The 7,682-nt window shown below is 71.2% G+C and carries 8 protein-coding genes and 1 pseudogene; 6 read left to right on the top strand and 3 right to left on the bottom strand.

Features of this window, described 5'->3' with window-relative positions:
- Both ACFTZL_RS37150 and ACFTZL_RS37145 read right to left on the bottom strand, forming a co-directional pair.
- Positions 1–405: pseudogene (locus tag ACFTZL_RS37150) on the bottom strand (hypothetical protein); the annotation flags it as partial.
- 115 nt (positions 406–520) lie between these two features.
- Complete coding sequence (locus ACFTZL_RS37145) at positions 521–1,669, bottom strand: alpha/beta hydrolase (protein WP_382592474.1); 1,149 nt, start codon at positions 1,667–1,669, stop codon at positions 521–523.
- Between the two features lie 232 nt (positions 1,670–1,901).
- On the opposite strand from ACFTZL_RS37145, the gene ACFTZL_RS37140 reads away from it, so the two are divergent.
- The 6 genes from ACFTZL_RS37140 to ACFTZL_RS37115 all read left to right on the top strand — a co-directional run bounded on the left by ACFTZL_RS37140 (position 1,902) and on the right by ACFTZL_RS37115 (position 6,985).
- Positions 1,902–3,746, top strand: a complete 1,845-nt coding sequence (locus ACFTZL_RS37140; RefSeq protein WP_382592471.1) for a phosphatidylglycerol lysyltransferase domain-containing protein — start codon at positions 1,902–1,904, stop codon at positions 3,744–3,746.
- Between the two features lie 73 nt (positions 3,747–3,819).
- A complete protein-coding gene (folP, locus tag ACFTZL_RS37135) occupies positions 3,820–4,710 on the top strand; it encodes a dihydropteroate synthase (protein ID WP_382592468.1) in 891 nt (296 codons plus the stop codon).
- On the top strand, positions 4,707–5,210 hold the full coding sequence (locus ACFTZL_RS37130) for a nuclear transport factor 2 family protein (protein WP_382592465.1): 504 nt from the start codon (positions 4,707–4,709) through the stop codon (positions 5,208–5,210). Before folP ends, ACFTZL_RS37130 begins: the two co-directional genes overlap by 4 nt.
- A 260-nt stretch (positions 5,211–5,470) precedes the next feature.
- Complete coding sequence (folB, locus tag ACFTZL_RS37125) at positions 5,471–5,830, top strand: dihydroneopterin aldolase (RefSeq protein WP_184594766.1); 360 nt, start codon at positions 5,471–5,473, stop codon at positions 5,828–5,830.
- Entirely contained in the window at positions 5,827–6,438 is a 612-nt protein-coding gene (gene folK / locus ACFTZL_RS37120; protein ID WP_382592462.1) for a 2-amino-4-hydroxy-6-hydroxymethyldihydropteridine diphosphokinase, read from the top strand. The genes folB and folK overlap by 4 nt, the downstream gene beginning before the upstream one ends.
- A 58-nt stretch (positions 6,439–6,496) precedes the next feature.
- On the top strand, positions 6,497–6,985 hold the full coding sequence (locus tag ACFTZL_RS37115) for a DUF3180 domain-containing protein (protein WP_382592459.1): 489 nt from the start codon (positions 6,497–6,499) through the stop codon (positions 6,983–6,985).
- Between the two features lie 9 nt (positions 6,986–6,994).
- Here ACFTZL_RS37115 and folE read toward each other — a convergent pair whose 3' ends face one another.
- Positions 6,995–7,600, bottom strand: a complete 606-nt coding sequence (gene folE / locus ACFTZL_RS37110; protein WP_215119823.1) for a GTP cyclohydrolase I FolE — start codon at positions 7,598–7,600, stop codon at positions 6,995–6,997.
- Positions 7,601–7,682 lie beyond the last annotated feature (82 nt).

Below are 7,682 nucleotides of genomic sequence, written 5' to 3'. Positions count from 1 at the left end.
GGTCTCGGACGTGGCGTACCGGCGCAGCAGCGCGGCGTGTTCGTTGCGGAGCCCGGCCAGTTCCGTGCGCTTGGCGCGCAGCCGCTGCTCGAGCTTCACCCGCAGCTCACGGGACTCCTCGAGGTCGCCCTCCAGTTCGGCGACGCGCTCCTCGAAGCGCCACTCGTCGCTCGCGCGCCCGCGCGTGAGGTCGGCGACGCGTTTGCCCGCCTGGCTGTCCCAGCGGCGCAGCACGACCGCGCCCACGACTGCCGTCGCCGCCGCGGCGGCGGCCAGACCGCGGAGCGCCATCGGCTCCGTGAACACCCAGGGCCCCAGGGCGCAGACGAGGGAGACGCCTGCGATCGCCGACGGGGGGAGCAGCCTGTGCAGGGGCGGGGAATGGCGGTGACGTCCACGTGGCATGGCCAGAAACTTACCGCGCGTAGGCGAATCATGGTGAGCCACCCCGCAAAACAAAGCCATACCGAAGTGTTCACACCGCATCAGAACTCGGCAAGGAGCGGAATCTGCTCTTCAATCAATTCTCAAGATCATTCGCAACGGTCCCCGAACGGCCGCCCAGCCGCCCGCTGATCCACTCCAGCGTCGCCGGAATCTCGCGCCGCCAGGTGTTGAAGTTGTGCCCGCCGCTTTCGAGGACGATCGACGAGATCCGCGTCCGCCCGGTGTTCTTCACCCGCTCGATGAACCGCAGCGTGTCCTTGTAGTTGGACTCGCCCATCTTGCTGCTGGTGACCAGCAGCGAAGTATCGGGAGCGGGCCTGTGCTTCAGGTACCACCACAGGTCGGCACGATTCCGCAGCCCCTTGTCGCCCTGGAAGAGATCACCCGTCGTGGCGTCGATCGGCGCCTTGTAGTACGCGGAGAGACCGGCCCCCGCGGCGTACACATCGGGATGGTGCATGGCGATCTTCAACGCGCAGTAGCCGCCCGTGGAGTTGCCGATGATGCCCAGCCGGCCCGGCTTTTCGACCACCCGGAACTGCGAACGCAACGCGTCGGGCAGATCCCTGGCGAAGAACGACTCGGTCTGCGGTCCGCCCGGGACGTCCACGCACTCCGTGTCCCGGGGCGGCGCCACCGTCGGCCGCAGCATCACGAGGATCGTCGGCCGCATCCGGCCCGCCCGGGCCAGTTCCAGGGCCGTACGCGGGTAGTGGAGCTTCTCCACCAGCGCCGACGCCGTGCCCGGGTAACCGGTCAGCACCACGGCCGCGGGGAACGAACGGGTGCGGTACCGCGGCTGGAAGTACTCCGGCGGCAGATAGACGTACGCGGGGGTGGCGATGCGGGTCGTCCGGCCCACGATGCCGACCTCCTGGATCCGGCCGCCGACCTGGGGCTGCGCGCCGCCCGCCCCCGGCACGCGCCGCGTGGCGACCACCTCCAGCGGGCCGTCGCCCCGCGCGTGGTCGACCACCACGCCCTGGTCCTTCTCCTGACCGAACAGGTCCGCCCAGCTCGCGTAGAACCCGAAGGCCTGGTTGGCGGCGAGGCCCACCGCGGCGAACAGTGCCAACTGGGTGGCCAGCAGCAGGCCGACGCGCCCGCCCACCGCCCGCCAGCCGCGCCGGGCCAGCCGTGGCCACAGCCAGACCGTGCCGGCGAACAGCAGCACGGCCGACAGCACCGCCAACAGCAGCACCTTGTTGCTCGTGAGACCCATGGGTTGGTTACCTGTCCGCGCTCTCCGTCCGGCCGCCCCCGCGACCACACCTTCGCGAGGGCTTGTCCCGGACTTTCCTTGGCCTTTGAAACGGCTTTGACGTGAGGAGTGAACCTCTCCCCTCGAGACACCGTCCTAGAGGGCGCAATGTCGCCGGATGCCCGAATCGGCACCGGATCCAAGGTCTCTCGCGGAACTATGGGATGCGATGTCTGTCAGGACAGATGAGGAAATGTCGGTCGAGGTTCCGAGTCGCAGAAGCGACGCGGCTCCCACGGGCCCGGTGAACGGGGTGCGCCGGCTGCTGCGCGGACCGCGCCCCGAGGCCGTCCCCGTCCTGGTCGGCAGAGCATGCGCCCTCGTGGGTGTCCTGGACATCGCCGCGGGCGTGTTCCCGCGCTTCCGCCACAGCCGCATGCACGCCATCGCCGAGGTACTGCCCGGCGCCCTCGGCCCGTTCGCGGCCGCCCTGTCGCTCAGCACCGGCGTGCTGTTGCTGCTGCTCGCCCACGGCCTCAAGCGCGGCAAGCGCCGGGCCTGGCGCGCGGCCGTCGCCCTGCTGCCCGCCGGTGCCGTCGCGCAGTTCACGTACCGGCACTCGCTCGTGGGCGTGCTGATCTCCCTGGCACTGCTGGCACCGCTGCTGCGCCACCGCGACCAGTTCGACGCCCTGCCCGACCCGCGCAGCCGCTGGCGGGCGCTCGCCAACTTCGTGCTCATGAGCGCCGGTTCGCTGATGCTCGGCCTGCTCATCGTCAGCGTCCACTCCGAGCGCGTCATCGGCGACCCGAGCCTGGCCGACCGCATCACCCACGTCCTCTACGGCCTGTTCGGCTTCGAGGGCCCCGTCGACTACCAGGGCAACACCTCCTGGACGGTGGCCTTCTCGCTCGGCGCCCTCGGCCTGCTCACCGCCGTCACCACCATCTACCTGGCCTTCCGCCCCGAACACCCCGCCGCCCGGCTCACCGAGGAGGACGAGGTACGGCTGCGCGCCCTGCTGGAGCGGCACGGCCACCGCGACTCCCTCGGCCACTTCGCGCTCCGCCGCGACAAGGCCGTCGTCTTCTCCCCCAGCGGCAAGGCGGCCGTGACCTACCGCGTGGTCTCCGGCGTGATGCTCGCCAGCGGCGACCCGATCGGCGACGTCGAGGCCTGGCCCGGCGCCATCGAACAGTTCATGGACGAGGCCAAGGCCCACTCCTGGACCCCCGCCGTCATGGGCTGCTCCGAGACCGGCGGCGAGGTGTGGACCCGCGAGACCGGGCTCGACGCCCTCGAACTGGGTGACGAGGCGGTGGTGGACGTCAAGGATTTCTCCCTCGCCGGCCGCGCGATGCGCAACGTGCGCCAGATGGTCAAGCGCATCGAGCGCGCCGGTTACGAAACCCGGGTACGACGTGTCCGTGACCTCGGCGATGCCGAGCAGGAGCGCATCCGCCGCGCCGCCGAGGACTGGCGCGGCACCGACACCGAGCGCGGCTTCTCCATGGCCCTGGGCCGGATCGGCGACCCCGCCGACGGCGACTGCCTCATCGCCACCGCCCACAAACAGGACGAGCACCCCGGCCCCTACGGCGACCTCAAGGCGATCCTGCACTTCGTGCCCTGGGGCACCGACGGCGCCTCCCTGGACCTGATGCGCCGCGACCGCTCCGCCGACCCCGGAATGAACGAACTGCTCATCGTGGCCGCCCTCCAGGCCGCCCCCAGGTTCGGCATCGAGCGCGTCTCCCTCAACTTCGCCATGTTCCGCGCGGCACTGGCACGCGGCGAGAAGATCGGCGCCGGCCCGGTCCTGCGCGCCTGGCGCGGACTGCTGGTCTTCCTCTCCCGCTGGTTCCAGATCGAGTCCCTGTACAAGTTCAACGCCAAGTTCCGGCCGCGCTGGGAGCCCCGCTTCGTCGTCTACCGCGCCTCCGCCGACCTGCCCCGCATCGGATTCGCCGCCATGCAGGCCGAGGGCTTCGTCAACCTCGCCCTGCCCCTGCCGCGCTTCCTCCGCCACCGCCGACCGGCCGGCCGCCGCCCCTGCCCCCACGGCACGACGACGGAACGCAACGTCCGGGCGGCGTGACCGAGCCACCCGCACGGGGCCGTCACTTGGGCCGCAGGGCCTGACGGCCCCTGCCTGGGCCTACGCTGAACATATGAGCAACCAGAGCGGACGCGGGCGCGTGGCGGGCCTACCGGAATGGGACCGCTGCGCGGTCATGGGAGTCGTGAACGTCACCCCCGACTCCTTCTCCGACGGCGGCCGCTTCTTCGACACCACGACCGCCGTCAAACACGGCCTCGACCTGGTCACCGAGGGCGCGGACCTGGTCGACGTCGGCGGCGAGTCGACCCGCCCCGGCGCCGCCCGGGTGGACGAGGCCGAGGAACTCCGCCGCGTCATCCCCGTCGTCCGCGGCCTGGCCTCCGAAGGCGTCACCGTCTCCGTCGACACCATGCGCGCCTCCGTCGCCGAACGGGCCCTCGCGGCCGGCGCCGCGCTCGTCAACGACGTCAGCGGCGGCCTCGCCGACCCCCGCATGATCCCGGCCGTCGCCGACGCCGGCGCGCCCTTCGTCGTCATGCACTGGCGCGGCTTCCTCCAGGGCGGCAACGTCAAGGGCGAGTACGCCGACGTCGTCCGCGAGGTCGTGGACGAGCTCCACACGCGCGTGGAGGCCGTCCTGGCCGGCGGCATCGCCCCCGACCGCATCGTCGTCGACCCCGGGCTCGGCTTCTCCAAGGACGCCGAGCACGACCTCGCGCTCCTCGCGGGCCTCGACCGGGTCCTGCGCCTCGGCCACCCGCTGCTCGTCGCCGCCTCCCGCAAGCGCTTCCTCGGCCGGGTCCTCGCCGGCCCCGACGGCCCGCCCCCGCCCGCACGCGAGCGCGACGCGGCCACCGCCGCCGTCTCCGCGCTCGCGGCGCACGCCGGCGCCTGGGCCGTACGCGTGCACGAGGTACGCGCCACGGCCGACGCGGTACGGGTCGCCCACGCCATAGAAGGGGCGCGTTCGACGGGCACCGGCGCAGAAGGAGCCCGGTGAGCGCCCCGCACACCGACGTCGAACAGGTCGAGGCCGCCAACACCGCCTTCTACGAGGCACTGGAACGGGGCGACTTCGAGGAACTGGCGTCGCTCTGGCTGACCCCCTCCGACCTGGGCGTCGACGAGTCCTACCACGACCCGGCCGACACCGGCGTGGTCTCCTGCGTGCACCCCGGCTGGCCCGTGCTCACCGGCCGCGGCGAGGTCCTCCGGTCGTACGCGCTGATCATGGCGAACACCGACTACATCCAGTTCTTCCTGACCGATGTGCACGTCTCGGTCACCGGCGACACCGCCCTGGTGAACTGCACGGAGAACATCCTCAGCGGCGGCCCCGCCCCCGAGGGCGACGAGGAGCTCGGCCCGCTCGTCGGCCAGCTCGTGGTCGCCACCAACGTGTTCCGGCGCACGCCCCAGGGGTGGAAACTCTGGTCGCACCACGCTTCCCCCGTTCTGGCCGAAACCGACGAGGACGAGGGCGAGGAGACCCCCTCCTGAGTGGGTAGGCGCCTCACAAGGGCCGGCCGCGGGACGACGACGTGGTTGGAATCACGGACCCCCGGGTATGGGCGGCTACCAACCCATGAGCCGCCGGGTTCGCCAGGGGAAACGCTGGATGAATCCTGCCCGGCCCGGCCCGGGCGCCCACCCCCGTGGCCCGGCCCCGTCCGGGCTCGCAGGTAGATTCGACTGAGGCCGGTGTGCCGCCCGCACACGGCACGGACCGGCCGTGACCGACGATTGCAGGAGTGATTCGCGTGGATCGTGTCGCGCTGCGCGGCCTGAAGGCCCGTGGGCACCACGGTGTGTTCCCCGAGGAACGCAGGGAGGGCCAGACCTTCGTCGTGGACCTCGTCCTCGGCCTGGACACCCGACCGGCCGCGGCCGACGACGACCTGGCGAAGACCGTGCACTACGGCATCGTGGCCGAGGAGGTCGTGGCCGTCGTCGAGGGCGAGCCCGTCAACCTCATCGAGACGCTCGCCGAGCGCATAGCCCAGGTATGTCTGAAGCACGAGGGGGTCGAGGAGGTCGAGGTACGCGTCCACAAGCCGGACGCCCCGATCACGGTCCCCTTCGACGACGTGACCGTCACCATCACCCGGAGCCGAGTATGACTGCACCGTTCATCAAGGGTCCCAGCGACCCGACCGTACAGCCGGTACCCGCCTCCGTCGTCGACAAGGTCGACGCCGCCGACACCACCCTCAGCAATCCGAAATGGGCCGTGGTCGCCCTCGGCTCCAACCTCGGCAACCGCCTGGAGACCCTCCAGGGAGCCGTCGACGCCCTCGAGGACACCCCCGGCCTCCGCATCAAGGGCGTCTCCCCGGTCTACGAGACCGAGCCCTGGGGTGTGGAGCCCGGCAGCCAGCCCGCCTACTTCAACGCGGTCGTCGTCCTGAAGACCACCCTCCCGCCCTCCTCGCTCCTGGAGCGCGCGCACGCGGTCGAGGAGGCCTTCCACCGCGTCCGGGACGAGCACTGGGGCGCCCGCACCCTGGACGTCGACATCGTGTCGTACGCCGACGTCGTCTCCGACGACCCGCAGCTCACCCTCCCCCATCCCCGCGCCCACGAGCGCGCCTTCGTCCTGGCTCCCTGGCACGACCTGGACCCCGAGGCACAGCTACCGGGCCGCGGCGCGGTCGCCGGTCTGCTGGACGCCGTCACCCTGGACGGCGTGGCGCCCCGCAAGGACCTGGAACTCCGGCTGCCCGAGTAGCCGTTAAGGTCAAGACGGCCGCGGAACGGGGCCACCGCCGGGGGAACGAAGGGACACCGTGAGAGAGCTGCGCATCAGGGTGCTGGTCAGCGTTTTCGTCGTGGCCGGAGTGCTGTCCTGGGCCGGGGCCCGCCTGTGGAACTCGGTCGGCACTCTCCCGAGCGTCCCCCTGGCCGCCCCCATCGTCCTCGCTCTGATCGCCGTGGTCCTCCTGGCCACGGCGCTCTCGCTCCGCGCCCGCCTGAAGGCCCAGCGCGAGCGGCAGCCCGACGCCAAGGGCGTCGACCCCATGATGGCGGCCCGCGCGGTCGTTTTCGGCCATGCCAGCGCCCTGGTCGCCGCGCTCGTCTCCGGCATGTACGGCGGCACCGGCGTCTTCCTGCTGGAGTCCCTCGACATCCCCGCCCGCCGCGACCAGGCCATCTACGCCGGCTTCTCCGTCGTCGCGGGCATCGGCGTCATAGCGGCGGCCATCTTCCTGGAACGCGTCTGCAAACTCCCGGAAGACGACGAGAACGACAGCACGGGGGCAGCCCCGACGACGTGACGCTGGGCGTCAGCGCGCCATGATGAGGCTCATCGCCTCGTTCCGCGTCGCCGCGTCCCGCAGCTGCCCCCGCACGGCCGACGTCAGCGTCTTCGCGCCGGGCTTGCGGATCCCGCGCATCGACATGCACATGTGCTCGCACTCCACGACCACGATGACCCCGCGCGGCTCCAGAATCTCCATCAGGGAGTCCGCGATCTGCGTGGTGAGTCGTTCCTGCACCTGCGGGCGCCGGGCGTAGACGTCCACGAGCCTGGCCAGCTTGGACAGCCCGGTGATCTTGCCGCTGGTGGCCGGGATGTACCCGACATGGGCGACGCCCCGGAACGGCACGAGATGGTGTTCACAGGTGCTGTACACCTCGATGTCCTTCACGAGCACCATCTCGTCGTGCCCGATGTCGAACGTCGTCGTCAGAACATCCTCGGGCTTCTGCCACAGCCCGCCGAATATCTCCTTGTACGCCCGCGCGACCCGCGCCGGTGTCTCCCGGAGCCCCTCGCGGTCGGGGTCCTCGCCGACCGCGATCAGCAGTTCCCGAACGGCGTTCTCGGCTCTCTTCTCGTCGAATTCGCCGAGCTGGCCCTCGCCGGCCAGCGTCACGGGGTCGGTCATCTGGGTGCCTCGTTCCTGTGTCCTTCAGCGGGCGGCCTGCGGAAATGGCGAAAAGCCGCGCCCCCCAGGCTAAAACCTGGGG

The organism is Streptomyces sp. NPDC056948, assembly GCF_042674225.1.
Classification (GTDB): Bacteria; Actinomycetota; Actinomycetes; order Streptomycetales; family Streptomycetaceae; genus Streptomyces; species Streptomyces purpurascens.
The sequence above is the reverse complement of the archived record's forward strand: the minus strand, read 5'-3'. Positions and strand labels throughout refer to the sequence as shown.